This window comes from Synechococcales cyanobacterium T60_A2020_003 (assembly GCA_015272205.1).
In the GTDB taxonomy this organism is placed as follows: Bacteria; Cyanobacteriota; Cyanobacteriia; order RECH01; family RECH01; genus JACYMB01.
On the sequence record JACYMB010000021.1, the window covers coordinates 1 to 17,167 of the forward strand.

At 52.8% G+C, this 17,167-nt stretch carries 21 protein-coding genes and 1 pseudogene; 13 read left to right on the plus strand and 9 right to left on the minus strand.

The genetic code is table 11. The features are described 5' to 3' along the window. The coding region (locus tag IGR76_00805) for a hypothetical protein (protein ID MBF2077083.1) at positions 1 to 192 on the plus strand (192 nt) is incomplete at its 5' end. 120 nt (positions 193 to 312) lie between these two features. Continuing rightward, positions 313 to 822 (plus strand): L,D-transpeptidase, encoded by a 510-nt coding sequence (locus tag IGR76_00810; GenBank protein ID MBF2077084.1) that lies wholly within the window; start codon positions 313 to 315, stop codon positions 820 to 822. Positions 823 to 940: 118 nt separating this feature from the next. Here the strand turns inward: IGR76_00810 and cysC are convergent, their stop codons facing one another. After that, positions 941 to 1,486: an adenylyl-sulfate kinase gene (gene cysC, locus IGR76_00815; GenBank protein ID MBF2077085.1), complete on the minus strand. Its 546-nt coding sequence runs from the start codon at positions 1,484 to 1,486 to the stop codon at positions 941 to 943. A 198-nt stretch (positions 1,487 to 1,684) separates the two neighbouring features. Here cysC and IGR76_00820 point away from each other — a divergent pair, with 198 nt between their 5' ends. The 4 genes from IGR76_00820 to IGR76_00835 all read left to right on the plus strand — a co-directional run bounded on the left by IGR76_00820 (position 1,685) and on the right by IGR76_00835 (position 4,638). Next, entirely contained in the window at positions 1,685 to 2,449 is a 765-nt protein-coding gene (locus IGR76_00820) for a class I SAM-dependent methyltransferase (GenBank protein ID MBF2077086.1), read from the plus strand. Positions 2,450 to 2,479: 30 nt separating this feature from the next. Next, positions 2,480 to 3,049, plus strand: a complete 570-nt coding sequence (locus IGR76_00825) for a hypothetical protein (protein ID MBF2077087.1) — start codon at positions 2,480 to 2,482, stop codon at positions 3,047 to 3,049. A 237-nt stretch (positions 3,050 to 3,286) separates the two neighbouring features. Further along, positions 3,287 to 3,955, plus strand: coding sequence for a DUF1361 domain-containing protein (locus IGR76_00830; GenBank protein ID MBF2077088.1), 669 nt, complete (start codon positions 3,287 to 3,289; stop codon positions 3,953 to 3,955). Between the two features lie 197 nt (positions 3,956 to 4,152). Next, positions 4,153 to 4,638, plus strand: coding sequence for a sterol desaturase family protein (locus IGR76_00835; GenBank protein MBF2077089.1), 486 nt, complete (start codon positions 4,153 to 4,155; stop codon positions 4,636 to 4,638). 148 nt (positions 4,639 to 4,786) lie between these two features. Here IGR76_00835 and IGR76_00840 read toward each other — a convergent pair whose 3' ends face one another. Together IGR76_00840 and IGR76_00845 are read right to left on the minus strand one after the other, a co-directional pair. Next, on the minus strand, positions 4,787 to 5,536 hold the full coding sequence (locus tag IGR76_00840; GenBank protein MBF2077090.1) for a response regulator transcription factor: 750 nt from the start codon (positions 5,534 to 5,536) through the stop codon (positions 4,787 to 4,789). Between the two features lie 553 nt (positions 5,537 to 6,089). Further along, positions 6,090 to 7,295, minus strand: coding sequence for a phosphoglycerate kinase (locus IGR76_00845; protein ID MBF2077091.1), 1,206 nt, complete (start codon positions 7,293 to 7,295; stop codon positions 6,090 to 6,092). Between the two features lie 177 nt (positions 7,296 to 7,472). Between IGR76_00845 and IGR76_00850 the strand changes: the two genes are divergently transcribed. The 3 genes from IGR76_00850 (at position 7,473) to ylqF (ending at position 9,551) form a co-directional block, all read left to right on the plus strand. Beyond that, positions 7,473 to 7,868: a universal stress protein gene (locus IGR76_00850; GenBank protein MBF2077092.1), complete on the plus strand. Its 396-nt coding sequence runs from the start codon at positions 7,473 to 7,475 to the stop codon at positions 7,866 to 7,868. A 28-nt stretch (positions 7,869 to 7,896) separates the two neighbouring features. Further along, on the plus strand, positions 7,897 to 8,616 hold the full coding sequence (locus tag IGR76_00855; protein ID MBF2077093.1) for an NERD domain-containing protein: 720 nt from the start codon (positions 7,897 to 7,899) through the stop codon (positions 8,614 to 8,616). 65 nt (positions 8,617 to 8,681) lie between these two features. Continuing rightward, the gene (ylqF, locus tag IGR76_00860; protein ID MBF2077094.1) at positions 8,682 to 9,551 is read left to right on the plus strand and encodes a ribosome biogenesis GTPase YlqF; all 870 of its coding nucleotides are present in this window, start codon (positions 8,682 to 8,684) and stop codon (positions 9,549 to 9,551) included. A 12-nt stretch (positions 9,552 to 9,563) separates the two neighbouring features. Here the strand turns inward: ylqF and IGR76_00865 are convergent, their stop codons facing one another. The 4 genes and pseudogenes from IGR76_00865 to IGR76_00880 all read right to left on the minus strand — a co-directional run bounded on the left by IGR76_00865 (position 9,564) and on the right by IGR76_00880 (position 13,186). Beyond that, a complete protein-coding gene (locus IGR76_00865) occupies positions 9,564 to 10,499 on the minus strand; it encodes a phosphorylase (GenBank protein MBF2077095.1) in 936 nt (311 codons plus the stop codon). Positions 10,500 to 10,521: 22 nt separating this feature from the next. Further along, positions 10,522 to 11,424 (minus strand): pentapeptide repeat-containing protein, encoded by a 903-nt coding sequence (locus tag IGR76_00870; GenBank protein ID MBF2077096.1) that lies wholly within the window; start codon positions 11,422 to 11,424, stop codon positions 10,522 to 10,524. 171 nt (positions 11,425 to 11,595) lie between these two features. After that, entirely contained in the window at positions 11,596 to 12,582 is a 987-nt protein-coding gene (locus IGR76_00875; protein MBF2077097.1) for an NAD(P)-dependent oxidoreductase, read from the minus strand. Positions 12,583 to 12,982: 400 nt separating this feature from the next. Continuing rightward, positions 12,983 to 13,186: pseudogene (locus IGR76_00880) on the minus strand (SDR family oxidoreductase). 6 nt (positions 13,187 to 13,192) lie between these two features. On the opposite strand from IGR76_00880, the gene IGR76_00885 reads away from it, so the two are divergent. Together IGR76_00885 and IGR76_00890 are read left to right on the plus strand one after the other, a co-directional pair. Continuing rightward, on the plus strand, positions 13,193 to 13,420 hold the full coding sequence (locus IGR76_00885; GenBank protein ID MBF2077098.1) for a hypothetical protein: 228 nt from the start codon (positions 13,193 to 13,195) through the stop codon (positions 13,418 to 13,420). Next, positions 13,417 to 13,584 carry a hypothetical protein gene (locus IGR76_00890; protein ID MBF2077099.1) on the plus strand — a complete coding sequence of 56 codons (168 nt, stop codon included), beginning with the start codon at positions 13,417 to 13,419 and terminating at the stop codon, positions 13,582 to 13,584. Before IGR76_00885 ends, IGR76_00890 begins: the two co-directional genes overlap by 4 nt. Positions 13,585 to 13,773: 189 nt before the next feature. Here IGR76_00890 and IGR76_00895 read toward each other — a convergent pair whose 3' ends face one another. Beyond that, complete coding sequence (locus tag IGR76_00895; GenBank protein MBF2077100.1) at positions 13,774 to 14,835, minus strand: uroporphyrinogen decarboxylase; 1,062 nt, start codon at positions 14,833 to 14,835, stop codon at positions 13,774 to 13,776. A gap of 267 nt (positions 14,836 to 15,102) precedes the next feature. Here IGR76_00895 and IGR76_00900 point away from each other — a divergent pair, with 267 nt between their 5' ends. After that, entirely contained in the window at positions 15,103 to 16,095 is a 993-nt protein-coding gene (locus IGR76_00900) for a glycosyltransferase family 2 protein (GenBank protein ID MBF2077101.1), read from the plus strand. Here the strand turns inward: IGR76_00900 and IGR76_00905 are convergent. After that, entirely contained in the window at positions 16,092 to 16,280 is a 189-nt protein-coding gene (locus IGR76_00905; GenBank protein MBF2077102.1) for a helix-turn-helix transcriptional regulator, read from the minus strand. The two genes, IGR76_00900 and IGR76_00905, sit on opposite strands and share 4 nt — an antisense overlap. A gap of 4 nt (positions 16,281 to 16,284) precedes the next feature. Here IGR76_00905 and IGR76_00910 point away from each other — a divergent pair, with 4 nt between their 5' ends. Further along, entirely contained in the window at positions 16,285 to 17,097 is an 813-nt protein-coding gene (locus tag IGR76_00910) for a GAF domain-containing protein (protein MBF2077103.1), read from the plus strand. The last annotated feature ends 70 nt before the right edge of the window (positions 17,098 to 17,167 follow it).

The following is a 17,167-nucleotide window of genomic DNA, read 5'->3' on the forward strand; positions in this document are numbered from 1 at the left end:
AAATTTACCATGCCTCTCCCGCCCGCAACCCCTCTTTCATGCAACAACGCCGCCAACAACTACAAATCGTTTCAGATTTTTACGGCAGTTGCGCTGGTCTATCTGGTACTGAACTTACTTTCGTCCCAGGCATTTAGCCTTTTAGAGCGACGGATGAATCCAATTGAGCAAACGAAGCGGAAACAGGCTTAAACAGTGGGTAGTCTATTGGTAGAGGGATGTATTTGTCCAGATAGAGGATCTATCGAATTCGGTGCATCCCCTTCAAGAACCTACTGATAGACACGGAGCACTGCACAAGGAGCTAAAGCGATGACTACGTTTGCCAAAACTTGTCTACGTCGGGCAGGGCGATCGCTAGCTGGATTACTCATAGGTGCATCGCTACTTCTACCAACCCTCGCGCTACCCAGTCAGCCTGCCTTTGCTCACGATCCCTACCAGTCGATGAGTGAGCTAAAGGTCTCTAATCTGCGCTGGATTGAAGTGAATTTATCCACCCAGCGGCTGATTGCCTGGGAAGGCGGCGAAGCTGTTTATGCCGTGATCGTATCCACTGGAACCTATGACCACCCGACTCTGGCGGGAACGTTTGCGATCCAATCGATGTATACAACGGCTCGGATGCAGGGGGACGACTATGATGTTCCCGATGTGCCCTACGTCATGTACTACGACGGCAGTTACGGCATTCACGGCACCTACTGGCACAATAACTTCGGCACGCCCATGAGTCATGGCTGTGTGAATGTGGCCGTTGACCATGCCGAGTGGCTGTTTTCCTGGGCATCCATCGGCACTCCTGTGGTGGTGCATTACTAACGCTTGCGCTCAGCGGTGGAAAGCGTCCGATCAAAAGCACTGAGCGTTTTTTTGTGGATAGTACCCACAAAAAAACGCTCAAATGAACGATGGAACTTAGGGCGATCGCCAGTAGAGATTACACGGCAACCGCAATATAGCCGCGATTCTTCAGACATTGATACACCTTCTCTACACTCTCTTCCAGGGTTTCGAGATCGGTGCGGCACTCCACTTCGGGATTGAGGGGCGGCTCGTAGGGGTCATCAATTCCGGTGAACTGCTTGATTTCACCCGCACGGGCACGCTTATACAACCCTTTGACATCCCGCTCTTCACACACATTCAGCGGTGCATTGACGAATACTTCTATGAAGTCGCCAACTTTGCTACGCACTTCGTCCCGAATGTCACGATAGGGCGAAATCGCGGACACCATCACAATGACGCCATTGCGGGTGAGCAAGTGGGATACAAAGCCAATCCGACGGATGTTTTCGTCCCGATCTTCCTTGCTGAAGCCTAGATCTTTGGTGAGGTTCTCCCGCACGATATCGCCATCTAGTACCTCAACCGCGTACCCCTCTGCCCGAAGTTTGGCTTCGAGGGCTTCACGAATGGTGGTTTTTCCAGCTCCGCTTAACCCCGTGAACCAAATGGTAACGCCACGTTGGTTTAGACCCATCTTTTTAGATACCTCTCTAACTAAACACTAAACACTCTAGACACCAGCAAGGCACTAATCCTCTTGACGGATACAACATTGCTTTGTGCAACAATCCTTAACTAAATGAGTAATTTTACCTGTTCTTCAAGACACATGGGACATTTGTGGCAAAAACTCGTGGAGCGATCGCCCTCCCTAAAACGCTCAAACCTAGGCATGACAAAGGCGATCGCCCTTTTTTTAACGCTTATAATTAGTGTTGGTCTGGGTGCCTGCGCCGGAGTAGGCATGGCTGCCGATTTCGATTCCACGGTAGTCAAGTCCGACCAGTTCTACACCTACCGTTCACACCATAGCGCCGACGGAATTGGCAAATTTTTCATGGGGCGCGAAATTGCCAAGGTGATGGGACACACTGAAGCCCTGTGGCTTGAACGTCCCAGTCGCGAGTTTTTAGAACAGCCCGAACTGGCGATCGCTGCTCTTGATTTGAAACCCACAGATGTAGTGGCAGACATTGGGGCCGGCACAGGCTACTTCAGCTTTCGGATAGCCTCAATCGTGTCCGAGGGGCGAGTGCTAGCCGTAGACGTTCAGCCGGAGATGATCGATATTCTTGAATTTTTGAAACAAGATTATCACGCTGAAAATGTAGCCCCTATCCTAGGGAGTATCACAAATCCAAAGCTTCCTACATCTAGCGTTGATCTTGCACTCTTGGTCGATGCCTACCATGAGTTTGAGTATCCCTATGAAATGATGCGGGCAGTGGCGGATGCTCTCAAGCCCGGTGGACGGGTTGCATTGATCGAATATCGAAAGGAAAATCCTTTGATTCCCATTAAGGGATTGCACAAAATGACGCAGCGGCAAGCCCGTCGTGAGTTACAAACCGTAGGGTTAACCTGGGAAACCACCATCGATAGTCTGCCTCAGCAACACCTGATGATCTTCCGCAAGCTTGAGACCCCCTCACCCTAACGACTCCCCATCGGGTTTGCCCCCAAGTGTATGTGGCTCTTCCCTTCTCCTCGATCTGTAGTGTCCTCAGCGATCGCCCTTGGCTGTCTGGGGCTTGCCGCCTGTCCAGTTACGGCTCAGTCCTTTTCCAGTCCCACCACCTTAGCGACGCGATTGCCCACGGTTAGCCCCTTTTTACAAGCCTATCGCGACACATCGGGACGCTTTGAAATTGCCCTGCCTGCGGACTATGCCGTTACGAATACTCCAACCGGCCTCCTATTTGCCTCGCCAGATGGGGGCTTTGGCGGCATGGTGGATACCGGATCAGCCCAGGGGCAATGGTTTAGCCTAGAGGATTTAGAAACAGCCCTAAAGACGGAATTTGAGCAGCGCCTCAGCCACATTACCTGGCAAGGATCCTATGCCCATAACCAGGGGGGCGTTCGCATCGATTGGGTGGGGGAAGATCCGGCAGGAAATCAGTTGGATGCGATTAGCTTTATCCAACAGCAGGGTGACACTATTTTCGTCTTGACCATGTGGGGTATTAATACGGCCTACAGCACCTACAACGACGATGCAGACGCTATTTTCGCAACGTACCGCATTCAGCCCTAAAACGAACTCAATCTAGGGGGGTGAGGGTTTCTGTTCTGCCTGCCCAGCGGTTGGCAGTTGAAATTATCTTGAGCTAAGTTAGTAGAGCTTTATCCTAAAATCTCCAACTTTAAGGACGGTTGGGACTATGGCGGAGGTCAATTCGACAGCGGCTTTGGCGATCGCCCATAGCCAAAAGAATTGATTGATCGCTACACCCAAATACTGTTATTTCAGTAGTCAAACTATTACATTTCAATGGAATATCTTCTCAAAGACGCATTACGGGCCGTTAGCATTCATAGCGGCTGGATGATTTGGAATCTTTTCCTTGCATTTATTCCCTTTGCCCTAAGTTTCTGGCTGTTTCGGCGGCGTACCCTTGTGCGGACTTGGCTGTGGTGGTTTGGGTTTGTGGTGTTTATCGCGTTTCTGCCCAACGCCCCTTACCTCCTCACCGACATTATTCACCTGATCCGGGCAACGCGGGCGGGATATTCCGCCTGGATTATTGCGGTCATTATTATTCCGCTCCATGTGTTTGCAATTATAGGCGGATTTGAATTTTACGTTGGCTCCTTGCTGAATCAGGGGCATTACCTCCGACGCTGTGGCGCAACGCGTTATATCATTCCTGCAGAACTTGCTGTTCACGCCCTGTGTGCTGTGGGCGTTTACCTCGGACGGTTCCGACGATTTAACAGTTGGGATCTCGTCACGAAGCCCGATTCGGTCATCGTGGGAATTTTGGATGACTTAACGACCAAAAAGCCCTTGTTAGCCATTGCGATTACGTTTGTGATGATCACGGTCGCCTATTTCATCATGAAGGAAATTACCCTGGGTTTAGGATTGCGAATTCAGTCTGTTCGCGAGGAACGCCGCAACCAGGCCAAACAAAAGGCCAGCTATCGGCTTGAATCTTGACATCGTTTGGTTGGGATTGAACGTGCCTAAGCAGGACGACTGGCTATCCTGAGTCCCGTCCGGTTCAGATGCCGAAAGTTAATTCGCGTTAATATAATGTTTAGTTTTGAGACTCCAAATATCTGGAACAATGGTTCCCTGGTTTTAATCCTGGAGCTTAGTTCATCTGGTTTTGTGGGAGAGGAGTGGTTTTAAGCATGGTTTGGGCGATCGCATGTTTCGTAGTAGCGTTTATTTTTGCCAGCTTTGTGGAGTATTGGATGCACCGTCTCATGCATGCATCCGCCAAGATTGGAGAACGGCATCGCGACCATCACCGTCGCAATGAAGGACAGGGCGTGATTTGGGAGTTTCGGGACTACGTCCTCGGTAGCGCGATCTTGATTATTCCGATGTTTTTTGTATCGCTGACGGCAGGTTTGGGCTGGGCAGCGGGTGCGCTGGTTTATGCGGCATTCTCCGCCTATGCTCACCAGCTTCAGCATGAAAATCCGCGAAAATGCTTTTGGATGACTATGCCTGTCCACTATGTCCACCACAAGTACGGCATGTGGAATCACAACTTTGGGTTGGCTGTGGATTGGTGGGATCACGTGTTCGGAACCTACAAGCTTGTGGATTGGCTCACCGAAGACGAACTGACCCGACCGGAAAAAGGATATCTGGAACTGCGCTGGTGGTAATCCATATCCCTGGTCCTAAACGTTCCATTCCTTGAAGAAGAAAAACGGTATTGAGAGACTGACCCAGCCTTTCAACACCGCTTTGTGTTTTGCGATTCGCCATGTATGTGATGATGGTAAAACTTGGTGAATTGCAGCTTGCGACGGACTAAGCGACCAAACCCGCTCGCAGGGCACGCACTGCTGCCTGAGTGCGATCGTTAGCACAAAGCGTATTCAGCACATTGCGAACGTGGGTTTTGACCGTGCCAATGGTGATGTATAGGCGTTCGGCTATTTCGGCATTGCTGCACCCTGCCACAATTAACCCCAGGATCTCTAGTTCACGCTCTGTCAGCGGGTAGGTCTTGAGAACCTGTTCATACTCCGGGGCAACGGCTGCAATCTGAATGGTTCGCTCGTTCGATGCGGCTGGCACTTGATCTTGGAACTGGCGCAGCACCACATTGGCGATCGCCGGATCAATCCACGAATTCCCTGTGTGGGTAGCTCGGATTGCTTCAACAAGGGTGTCAATGTTTATGTCCTTCATGCAGTAGGAATCTGCTCCGGCAGCAAAGGCCGCCATCACCGAATCCTCGCTGTCATGCATGGTTAGCATCAGAATCTTGGAGGAGGGTTGCTCAGCATCGCTGCGTTCCCGATACTTGCGGATAAGTTCAATTCCGTCCATGTCGGGCAGGCCAATATCCACAACCGCGACATCCGGCTTCAGCGTTTCCAAAAGCCGCAACCCTTGAAGCGCATTCCCCGACTCCCCCAGCACAGAAATATTCCCTCTCGCCTGGAACGCCGTCTTCAAGCCAACTCGGGTTAAATCATGGTCTTCAATCAAAACTACGGTAATCCCTTGAGACTCAACATCCTTTACGGCTTGGAACTCATGGGTATTCGTCATACTAAGCTCAGCTCCTAATCCAGCATTGAAAAACAGCGACGGAAGACGGCAACTCCCGACGCTGCGAGGTTGCTCAACCGCAAACCTAAACTCTAAAAAAATGATCTTGAAGATTGATGACAGGCAAAGGACGTACAACGCGCATGAGCTGACAGGCCCATAGGCGTAACCAAAAATGCATAGCCTGAACCCATGGGATGCGCCTGGGATGAATTCCTATGAAGAACTGAACCCCGAATCCTTCCCCTGGTATCGTCATCATAGGGAAGAGTGACTTAGCCCTTCATCTCTCTAGAGGCGTAAAACAGAAATGATGGCTTGAGGAAAACCTCTATCCAGGGAAGTATAGTACTAGCCATATCGGTTAGGACATTTTGGTGGGGCGGCTTCGCCGCCCCACCAAAATGTCCATGTCCTAAGCTAGCTGGCAACAGCTATATGTCACTATTTCTAACGGAATGAGCTATAGAAATGGCGTTGCAGAGGTTCCTTACACTCCACAACGCCATTTTCCAAATGGACTTAACGCCGTTAACGGGTCGCTTATTGAACGTTACGCATTGTCTAGCGCAGCGATACCGGGTAGAACTTTGCCTTCCAGAAGTTCCAGGCTAGCACCACCACCCGTAGAAATGTGGCTCATCTTCTCGGCAACACCAACCTTTTCAACTGCCGCGACCGAATCTCCACCGCCGATGATGGTGGTGGCTCCGGTGCCAGTGAGGGCGGCCAGGGAGTGGGCGATCGCCTCCGTTCCTTGAGCAAACTTATCAAACTCGAATACACCCATCGGGCCATTCCAGATCACGGTCTTGCAATCAGCCAAAACATCTTGGAAGACCTTCACGGAGTCAGAGCCGATGTCCAGACCCATCCAGCCATCGGGAATTGCCTCAACGCTAACGGTTTGGGCATTGGCATCGGGGGCAAAGTTATCTGCAACGACAACGTCAGTCGGCAGCAGCAGCGCGACTCCCTTTTCCTTCGCCTTTGCTTCTAGGGACTTCGCCAACTCTAGAAACTCATCTTCCACAAGGGACTTACCCACGCTCAGACCCCGCGCTTTGTAGAAGGTGAAGATCATGCCGCCGCCAATCAGGAGCTTGTCTACCTTCTCCAGCAGGGTTTCGATTACGGTAATCTTGCTGGATACTTTGGAACCCCCGATGATCGCAGCCAGGGGACGCTTCGGCTCTTCAATGGCACTTTGGAGATACTGAAGCTCTTTTTCAATCAAGAATCCGCCAACGGCAGGCTTCAGATAGTGAGCAACGCCTTCGGTGGAGGCGTGGGCGCGGTGGGCAGTACCAAAGGCATCATTTACATACAGATCCGCGTTGGCCGCCAACTGCTTTGCAAATTCAGGATCGTTCTTTTCTTCTTCGGCGTAGAAGCGAACGTTCTCCAACAGCGCAACCTGACCGTTCTGCATACCTGCGATCGCGCTAGTAACGGCATCCCCAATACAGTCATCACACTTGATCACCTCTTTCCCCAGCAGTTCAGACAGGCGCTTGGCAACGGGTGTCAGCCGCATGCTGTCTACCACCTTACCCTTGGGACGACCAAAGTGGCTTGCCAAAACGACCTTGGCACCGTTGGAGGTGAGGTACTGAATCGTGGGTAGCGCCGCCCGAATCCGAGTATCGTCTGTGATGTTGCCTTGGTCATCGAGGGGAACGTTGAAGTCCACCCGCACGAAGACCCGCTTCCCCGATAGGTCAGCAGACGATAAATTTGCTACAGTTTTCTTTGACACCGCATTAACCCCCTAACTAAGTCTTCTTACCTGTCGCCTATTGTCTTATAAATGTGGCATCTAATAAATAGTCATCGTTTGATGATTTGATCGGTATAGGGACGTGGGGAAAATGCAGCGTTGCATGCACGGCGATTTGCAAACGCGATCGCACACGTTAGTACAGGCAGCAGACCGATGTTTAAGAAAGTCCTGTTTCCCATTGACCATACCCGCGAATCCCTAGAAGCCGCAGAAACGGTGATTCGCCTCGTTCAGTTTTGCAATAGTCAGTTAACCGTCCTGTCCGTTGTCCCAGAGCCAGAAGAGGGGCAAGAGGCTCCGTCTTTTGAGGTGATTGCCCAACTACTGGAGAAGGTCAAATCCTTGTTTAGCCAGCAGGGAATCCCTGTGGAAACCTTGGAACGCAAGGGTAAACCCGCCTTTGCCATTTGTGATGTGGCGGATGAGATTGGCGCTGATGTGATTGTGATGGCCTGCCGAGGGTTAGGATTAACGGAGGAAGGGGCGTCAGATAGTGTCAGTAATCGGGTGATTAATCTAGCTCCCTGTCCGGTTTTAGTCGTGCCCTAGGCGTTTTGGCTGCTGAGCCTCGTTTTCTATGGTTGCTCGTCCCGGTCAATCTTTACGGGCGTTCGCACAGCGCCGTCGTCGTCAGGCTGGGCTTTTGCTTGGGCTAGCGGTTTTGTGCTTGAGTGCGCCGCTGTGGCTGCCGTTGGTCTGGGATTGGCTACTGGGGCGATCGCTCACGATTGCTTGGTGGGGATGGCTCATTTGTATCCTGCCGGCTCTCGTGTGTGGTCAACAAATACGCCTGTGGTGGCGACAGGCCAGTGCGGCTGAGCAAGGGGCAGAACAAGCCGAAAGCGTGGCGGATCGCTTGATTCCTCTCCAATACCTGGGCTGGCAGGCGAATTACGGCATCCGGGAACCCTACGCGGGGACGACGGATATTCTGCTGACCTCCCCCGCAGGGTTTGCCTACGCGATTGATGTGAAAACCCATCGCGGGCGGGTGGGCAGTAACGGTCGCCAAATTTATCGGGTCACCAGTCGGGGGCGATCGCCCTTTGAACGGGATTTTGTGACCTTGGCGCGGCGGCAAGCAACGACACTGAAGAAACGGCGCAAGTTGCCAACGGTGACGCCGATTGTGACCTTTACCAACAGCATTGTGGACGTTAATCCCAATCCGGTGGCGGGGGTTCACATCGTGGCAGTGGATGCGCTGTACGAGTATCTGCAACAGTTGGAGGCGATCGCTCTGGCTGCTAACGAATCCGACGCCTCCAATGACACTAACCAGAGCGTTGACCCCTAAGCAAGACTGAGACTTTTCAACCCTTTTGGCGTATGCTTGTCTAGCCGCCACAATCCAACCGAATCATGACCTCTTCTCCTCCAATCCAATGGTATCCAGGGCACATTGCCAAAGCCGAAAAAGCCCTAACCGAACAGCTTAAGAAAGTGGATGTTGTTTTGGAAGTCCGGGATGCTCGTATTCCCCTCGCGACGGCTCATCCCCAAGTGCCAACGTGGGTGGGCAGCAAGGAACGGCTGCTGGTGCTGAATCGGGTTGATATGATTCCTGGCTCCGTGCAGCGGCAGTGGACGGCGTGGTTTGAAGCCCAGGGGGAAATCCCCTACTACACCAACGCCCAGAAGGGTAAAGGGGTGACGGCGATCGCCAAAGCAGCGGCGAAACTGAGCGATCCGGTGAACCAGCGGCGGCGCGATCGCGGGATGCTACCCCGTCCGGTGCGGGCTGTAGTGATCGGGTTTCCCAATGTGGGTAAATCGGCGTTGATCAATCGCTTGCTGAATCGGCGGGTGGTGGAAAGTGCCCGACGACCAGGGGTGACGCGATCGCTGCGCTGGGTGCGAATTTCTGATGACATTGAGCTATTGGATGCGCCCGGAGTTCTCCCCTCCCGACTGGAGAATCAAGACGCGGCCTTAAAATTGGCCCTCTGCGATGATATTGGGGATGCGGCCTACGACAATCAGCGGGTGGCGGCTGCCCTGATTGAACTGTTGAAATCTCTCTACAACCAGCAGCCAGAGGCAATACCGCTACAAACCTTGAGCGATCGCTATCAGCACGACCCAATGGAAATGACCGGAGAAAGCTATCTAGTGGCGATCGCTGAGCAGCGCTATCAGGGCGATGTTGAGCGGGTGGCGCGGATGATTCTCCATGATTTTCGGAAAGGAACGTTAGGCGCAATTCCCTTGGAGTTTCCGCCGGACGCCTAACATCGTCCTGCCCTACGGTTTAGGAAAGGCCACATTCTGCAAAATCGTGAGGGGTTCGTAGGTTTTGAGGTGGGCTAACTGGTCGTGGTTGCGAACCAGAAGTGCCCCGGCAAAGCCCAGGGAATTCACGGCAATTCCGTCAAATGCATCCTGCGATCGCGGCACGAGCATCATCCAGCGACGGGTGGCCAATAGGTTGTAAGCCCCGCTTTGGCGATCGCTGCCGGGAAGGTACGGCAGATCAACCGTAGCCAAGAGTGTGTAATACCTATCCAGTAAAACGTGGGCGAGGTCGATGGGGGATGCCGTCCAGTCCAGATCCAACGGGGCGATCGCATGATGGTAGGGCAAGGGTGAGGCGATCGCAAGCGAAGCCTGGGACAGCACAGGGGCGATCGCGGCTTCAATTGGTATGCGGATTCCGTTCGGCACAATGGGCAACGGCACAATCTGCAAGTGTTTGTGAGGCTGGCTAGCTCCAGCATCGCGCCCCGCATTGTAGAAAGCGAGGCCATCAATTTCCGCCATGCAGGCCGCCAACGCCTCGAAATCGCGCAGGGTCAACCAATTCTCCTGATCTTCGTACTCGCGCGTGATGATCAGCAAATGGTGATCGACCACGTTGAACTTATTCAGCAGACAGAGGTGTGTGGGGGACAGATCCGCAACAAATAAATCAGTCTCATAGGGCAAAAAGGGATTAAACGGTTTGCCCTCGGTCTTCGGCTTTTGGGCATCGGCCTGTTGTGCTTTTTCTTTTCGAGCGATGTTGGCAAGAATCCTGACGAGAAACGGAATTCCCGCCTGTTCGATCTGTTCGTAGGTAGTGGGGATGGAGTGCAGTGCACCGCAGGCTAGTGCCGTAGCGGATCGTTGGATGGTGCGTTCCCAGAGGGTATTGGGCGACAGGATAATCGTGGGTTGATGGGAGAGATTTGAAGCTGGCATAGCAGACAGTAGGTTCCAGGATTTAGTTCAGCAGCATTGAGCGTTGAGCATTACCAGTGATAACTCGACTGAAATCAGTGCCATTTAACTGTGCACCCGAAAAGTCGGCATTCGTCAAATCTGCACCTCGAAAGCTGGTGCCCACCCGTGCGGCCACAAAGGTAACCATGGTGCCGACAATGTTCCGAATTAGTGTATTACCCCGCCCTCGACGCAGCGTCCGCCAGCAGGTGTAGGCACTCAGAAGCGCAATACTGATCGCCATGACTATCATCAGCAAATCCACGTGCTGAGGGTTAACCACCAGGGCAGCAAAGGCAAAAACGCTAATCAGAACGGCAGCGATCGCCTCAGTCACGATATACGCTGCGATCGCGACTACAACCCCCGCCAACCCCGCCAAAATCACGGTTAGATAAGCAATCATCACGGCGATCGCCACGGTTCCGGCAATGGGAATAGCCTCGGAGGTCAACCCCGCAACGGCGATCGCGACCACAAACGCAATCGCAAACAGGCTGAATCCGGCTTCCACTTCCCAGTACCGCGCAACCAGCAGAAACGTAACCAAAATGGCTGTTATAGTCCATCGCGCCAGGGCTGACTCAAACCCGTACTCAGCAAATTCTGCGATCTTAAGCGCCGCTAGCCCATTGATACTACTGAGTAACAGTCCTAGAAAGGTGCACATGACCAGAGTGGTTAAAAAGATGGCGATCGCCCACCCTTTACGGAGTCCAGCACGGGCTTCGGTGAATAGACAGTCGCTTAAACGCGCATTGGTAAAACTGGCCCCTCGGATATTGGTTTTGCTGAAGTCTGCGCCTGCTAGATTCTGCCCTGCAAAGGACTCGCCTGCCAGGTTTTGTCCTCTAAAGTTTCGTTCACCCCGTTGATATAGCCAAACGACTTCTTCTGCTCTCATGGTGTGACCTCCGAATCTATAAGCCTGTATTTAACTCCTGCATCAAACTCAACGGTGATGAACACCCAACATTATCCTCTCAATGTAGGACAAAGTGGTCGCATCTATCATCTGACTTTGGGTCACGATGCCAATGTAGACTTGCGAAATCGATTGCAACACCCAAGGCGGTTAAGACGACACCAACGCCTTCGAAACAGGATGGGGCGTAATGCCGCTGACTTGGAGCAAATCGGCAATGGTGGGACAGTACACCGGAAGACCAAAGGTGGCAGGCGTAACCGAATCGGCGTGAGTAAAGTGGCGGTAGCGCAGACAGAACCGATCCCAATCACTGACCTGCACGTTGAAAAGCTTAATTAAAACATCAGCGAGTTGGAGGGAGACCGGAATTCTAAAATAAATGCGCTGGTTGAGATACGCGCAAATGTCCTCCACAGCCTGGTTGACGTGCATAGCCGGATTGCCCAACACGAGTGTACGGGACTCACCAAGGGCAGGCGGATGATCGACGAGATGGGCGACCACGGTGGCAATATCCTGGGCGTGGGTAAAGTGAAAACTGCCGTCGGCCTGGAAGAAGCGCACCAGCGGCATCCACTTCATGACATCGGCTAATCCCGCCGAGATTTGGGAATAGGGTTTGCGATCGTCGCCGCCGAACACCAGGGTGGGAAAGAGGGTGGTTACCTTAGGGGCGATCGCCAAGGTTTGAATCTTTTGATGGCACAGGTATTTAGAGCGGATGTAGGGGGTGCCGAATTCCAGGGCTTCGGGCAGAAGGGTATTATCCCGTCCCAAAATGCTCTCGGTGGAAAAATAGAGAACCTGCTCACAGACCGCTGGATCGAGCAAGCTCAGGAGTTCAAGGGTCTTACCAACGTTGATGTCGTAAATATCGTCCCCACCCCAAACCGTCGCCGTTAGAACCGCAGTGTTGATGGTTTGCAACAGACCGCTGAGGGCATCAATTTCGCGCAAATTACCTGGAATCACCGTAATCCCGGATCGTGCCTGCGTGTCAATTAACAGTTTCTTCGGGTCACGAACCAGCAAGAACAGTTCGTGAGTAGTCTGACGAATCAGCGTTTCGGCCAGATATTGCCCCACACATCCGCTTGCACCTGTAATCAATATTCGCTTTTGTTGCTCCGCCACACCCAACTCCTCACATCCCGCAAGCCATTAGAACATGCAACCTAAATCTACCGAGTTCAGGACAATGCATAGAAACCTTTTGGGAAGAATAGCAGGTTTAGGGCCAATCGCCTACTTTAATCGTCTCTAAAATACTCCTTATGCTTAGAGGCAGTATGGCGACCATTCCCTTAAAATCAAGGGGTTAATCGGTTAAACCTCCTACAGAGGAATACCCGTGTAGCCGACAATGTAGCGTTCTAATTCGCTGATGGTTTGGGAAGCCAGGTTGCCATCAATGTGGACTGCGATCGCCGCACTGCCGCCAGTAAAAAGGCGGGCTTATCCAGTTCCAGCATGGCCGCCAGGTCAAAGGGCAGCGACAGACTGGGCAAGGGGGCTGGAGTGGGTTCGAGAATCAGGCGGTCATTTTCATCGCCGACAGGGTATTGAGCTTGTAGCTCTCAATCATTTCTTCCATAGAAACCGCTAGCGGATCGTCGTAGGCGCGCCCCCAACCGACGTTATTGACCAGCGTTGAAACGCCGCCAAAGGCTTCAACGGTTGGGGCGACACACTGTTCGATATCGGCCTCAACAGTAACATTACAGCCAATATTTGGCAGGAATTGATGACAGCCAACGCCCGTTTAACTCAGGAAATTGAACAACGTAGACAGATTGAAGCCCAACTCCGCCGTTCCGAGTTAATGCTACGCACGGCTCAGCAGGTTGCTCAGATCGGCTGTTGGGAGTTTGATATTCACACGCGAGAAACCTTTTGGATCAAAGAACTCTATCTCATTCATGGTCTTGCCCCCGTGGATCAGCTCCCACCGAAGCAGAGGTGTTGGCCATGATTCATCCTGACGATCGCCAGCTTCATGAGCAGGCCATTCGAGCCCCCGCCCTTAGAGGAAAATCGTTTGAAGCTAATCTACGCATCATTCGCGAGCCAACGACGGTGCGGTGCGATATATCAATGCTCGTGGCGGTCCACTGTTTGACGCTGATGGAGCCATGATTAAGCTCACTGGAACAACGTTCGATGTCACCCGTTGGACTGCTACCCCCTGACTGCGTTAGCAGAGTACTTCATAGATGCCCTCAGCGTCGGGACGTCGCACCCATCACGTGCCTTTATCGTGGTTACTTTAAAGGCCGCCAACAGGGGCGATCGCCCCTCCTCCCAAAATAGAGTTTGGATTTGTGTTTAAGAATGAACAGCTAATAACTGATCCGCATTCTTTGCCGTTTCAAAGAAGAAGCCAACATTCTCCTCTGGGGTGTGTTGGAGAACGCCATGACCCAGGTTGAGGATGTGTCCCTTATTTCCGGCTTTGCGGATGGTGTCAATGACGCGATCGCGAATAAAGTCCTTGGAGGCAAACAGCGCACAGGGGTCAATATTGCCCTGAACGCCCACATTCGGCCCCAAACGACGACGGGCATCCGCCATATCTACGGTCCAGTCTACGCTGACGATGTCTACACCCGACTCGCCCATCAGCTCCAGCACGCCAGCGCTACCGCTGATGTAGAGAATCATCGGCGTATCAGGGTAAACAGCCTTCACCTGACGAACCACCTGCTGCTGATAAGGAAGCGCATACATGCGGTAGTCTTGCGGGCTAAGCTGTCCCGCCCAGGAGTCAAACATTTGCACCACCTGAGCGCCCGACTCGATCTGATAGCAAACATAGCTGGCGATCGCGTCGGCAATCTTGCTCAAGAACTGATGCAGCATCGCAGGCTCATTAAAGGCCATTTTCTTGATGTTGATGTAGTCCTTGGAACTCTTGCCCTCAATGGCGTAGGCCGCTAACGTCCAGGGGGCACCGACGAAACCCAGAACCGCTGCCTCGTTGCCGACTTCCTGCCGCAGGGTTTGCAGAATCGTGCGGATAAAGGGCAAGGACTCATGGGGATCGAAGGGGTGCAGCGCATCGATTTGTTCCTGAGACCGGATGGGTGGATCGATGATCGGCCCTCTGCTCTCGATGATGTCAAACGGAATGCCAATACCGGGCAGCGGCGTCAAAATGTCGGAGAACATGATCACACCATCGGGACGGAACGCCCGCCACGGCTGAAGCGAAATCTCAATGGCGATGTCTGGATTTTCAGACCGCTCCCGAAATGACGGATACTTCTCCCGTAAATCTCGGTAGACCTTCATGTAACGTCCAGCCTGACGCATCATCCATACCGGAGGACGATCAAGCACTTCACCCCGAGTAGCCCGCAACAAGTAGGGAATTTGTGATCCGGTCATTTCGACTCCGTTTTCTGAAAACCTAAATAAACCTATATTTCAAGCGCATTTGCTAGCTTATCACTCTGCGATCGCCCTTAAGAGTACCTACCCCCTCACCTTTTCACAAAACTTCAAACTCCCAGCCTTCGGCGGATCCCCACGGAAGGATTCAGCGCTCCTGGTCTATCCCGAATGGGTACAATCCGGTGTGCAGAGGCGCAACGAATCGTTTACAATCCCTCCATCTCTGTTTGCGACCCTCGCGATTCGGCAACTTAGCGGTGTATGACCAAGCTGATTATCCAGATCCCCTGCTACAACGAGGAAGAAACCCTAGGCACAACCCTCGACGCACTGCCGCGCCACATTCCGGGAGTTGATCATGTCGAGTGGCTGATTATCAATGATGGCAGTCGCGATCGCACCGTTGAGGTTGCAAAGGCGCACGGGGTCGATCACGTCGTCAACTTTGCCCAAAACCAGGGCTTAGCCAAGGCATTCATGGCCGGACTGGAAGCCTCCCTGCGGGCGGGAGCCGATATTATCGTGAACACGGATGCCGATAATCAGTACTGCGCCGATGACATTCCGCATCTAATCGAACCGATTCTGCGCGGCGAGGCCGAAATCGTGATCGGGGCACGCCCAATTTGGGAAACGAAGCAGTTTTCTCCCCTGAAGAAAGTGCTGCAAAATTTGGGGAGCTGGATGGTGCGCGTCGCCAGCAGTTCCAACATTCCCGATGCACCCAGCGGATTTCGCGCCTACACCCGCAGCGCCGCCATGCAGCTCAACGTTTTTAACCGCTACACCTACACCCTCGAAACGATCATTCAGGCCGGACAGCGGGGCATTCCCATGACCTCGGTGCCCATTCGAACCAACTTTGTGACGCGGCCATCCCGTTTGGTGAAAAGCATTCGCTCCTACGTATGGCGATCGACCCAGACGATCTGGCGAATTTTCATGCTGTATCAGCCACTGCGCTTTTTCTTCATCCTGGGCAGTGTGCCGTTTACCCTGGGAACGCTGTTAGGTATGCGCTGGCTGATTTTCCTGTGGATGGGCACGGAACGTACTCGCATTCCGAGCCTGATCTTGGTGGCGATCCTAATTCTGATTGGCGTACAGCTCTGGATTTTTGGCCTTGTGGCGGATATTTTGGCGGCCAATCGTCGAGTGATGGAAGAAGTTCAGTTTCGGTTGCGTCGGGCTGAGTTTGATGCCGAGCGGCAGCGTAAACGGATGAGTGGCCGAGAACGTTTGCCTGATGATTAGACGCGCCACTGCTGGGCGTAGGCTTTGGGCGTCATGCCGAGTGCCCGTTTGAAGTGGCGATTGAGATGACTTTGGTTGGCAAACCCTACAGCATAGGCAACCTCGGCGATCGCCATTTGTCCTTCTGTCAGTAGCGCCTTGGCTCGATTAATCCGACAATGCACGACATACTGATGGGGACTCATTCCGGTGGATTGCTTAAACAGACGCGAAAAGTATCGAGATATGGATGCCGAAGTGATTCACCACCTCCAAGCCTTTGGCTCCTGCGCGCCGTTCGAGAAGGAATATATTCGCAAAGATGGATCGCGGATTCCGGTAATGCTGGGCTGTGCGATGCCGTCCCCGGAGGCGGGTGAAGGGGTTGCGTTTATGCTGGATATTCGCGATCGCCGTCAGGCGGAAATGACGCAAAAAATTTTGGCCGAAGCCGGATCAATCTTGGTGAGTTCCTTGGACTATCGCACCACCCTGAACAGCATTGCGCAGCTCCTCGTCCCGACGTTGGCGGATCTGTGCTTTTTTGACTTAATCTTGTCCGACGGCAGCATGCAGCGGGTGGCACCTTACCATAGCGACCAGGAAAAAGCAGAGTGGTTTACTCAAATTCAAGAATTTGCGCCCATCCCCAATGATGCCCGTCATCCCGTTAACCAGGTGTTGCAAAGCCGCAAAGGACAGATTGATGCCATCGATGCCGCCTGGATTCGGGCGATCGCCCAAACTCCCAAACACCAGCACATGATCGAACTGTGCTGCCTGACTACGTTAATCACCGTCCCCCTCATCGCCCGCAATCGCACACTGGGAGCCTTGACCCTCGCCCTCACCTATGACAGTCACCGCACCTATACGGAAAAGGATTTGGCGATCGCTGAACAGCTTGCTACGCGTGTGTCCTTAGCCCTGGATAACAGTCGGCTTTACCAACAGGCGCAGGAGGCCAACCGGATCAAAGATGAGTTCCTGGCGGTGCTGTCCCATGAGCTGCGATCGCCCTAAACCATAATTTTTATGGTAATTGGTCACAGCAAGAAGCACACCGTATTGAGAATAAGGCGTTTCCTTCAGT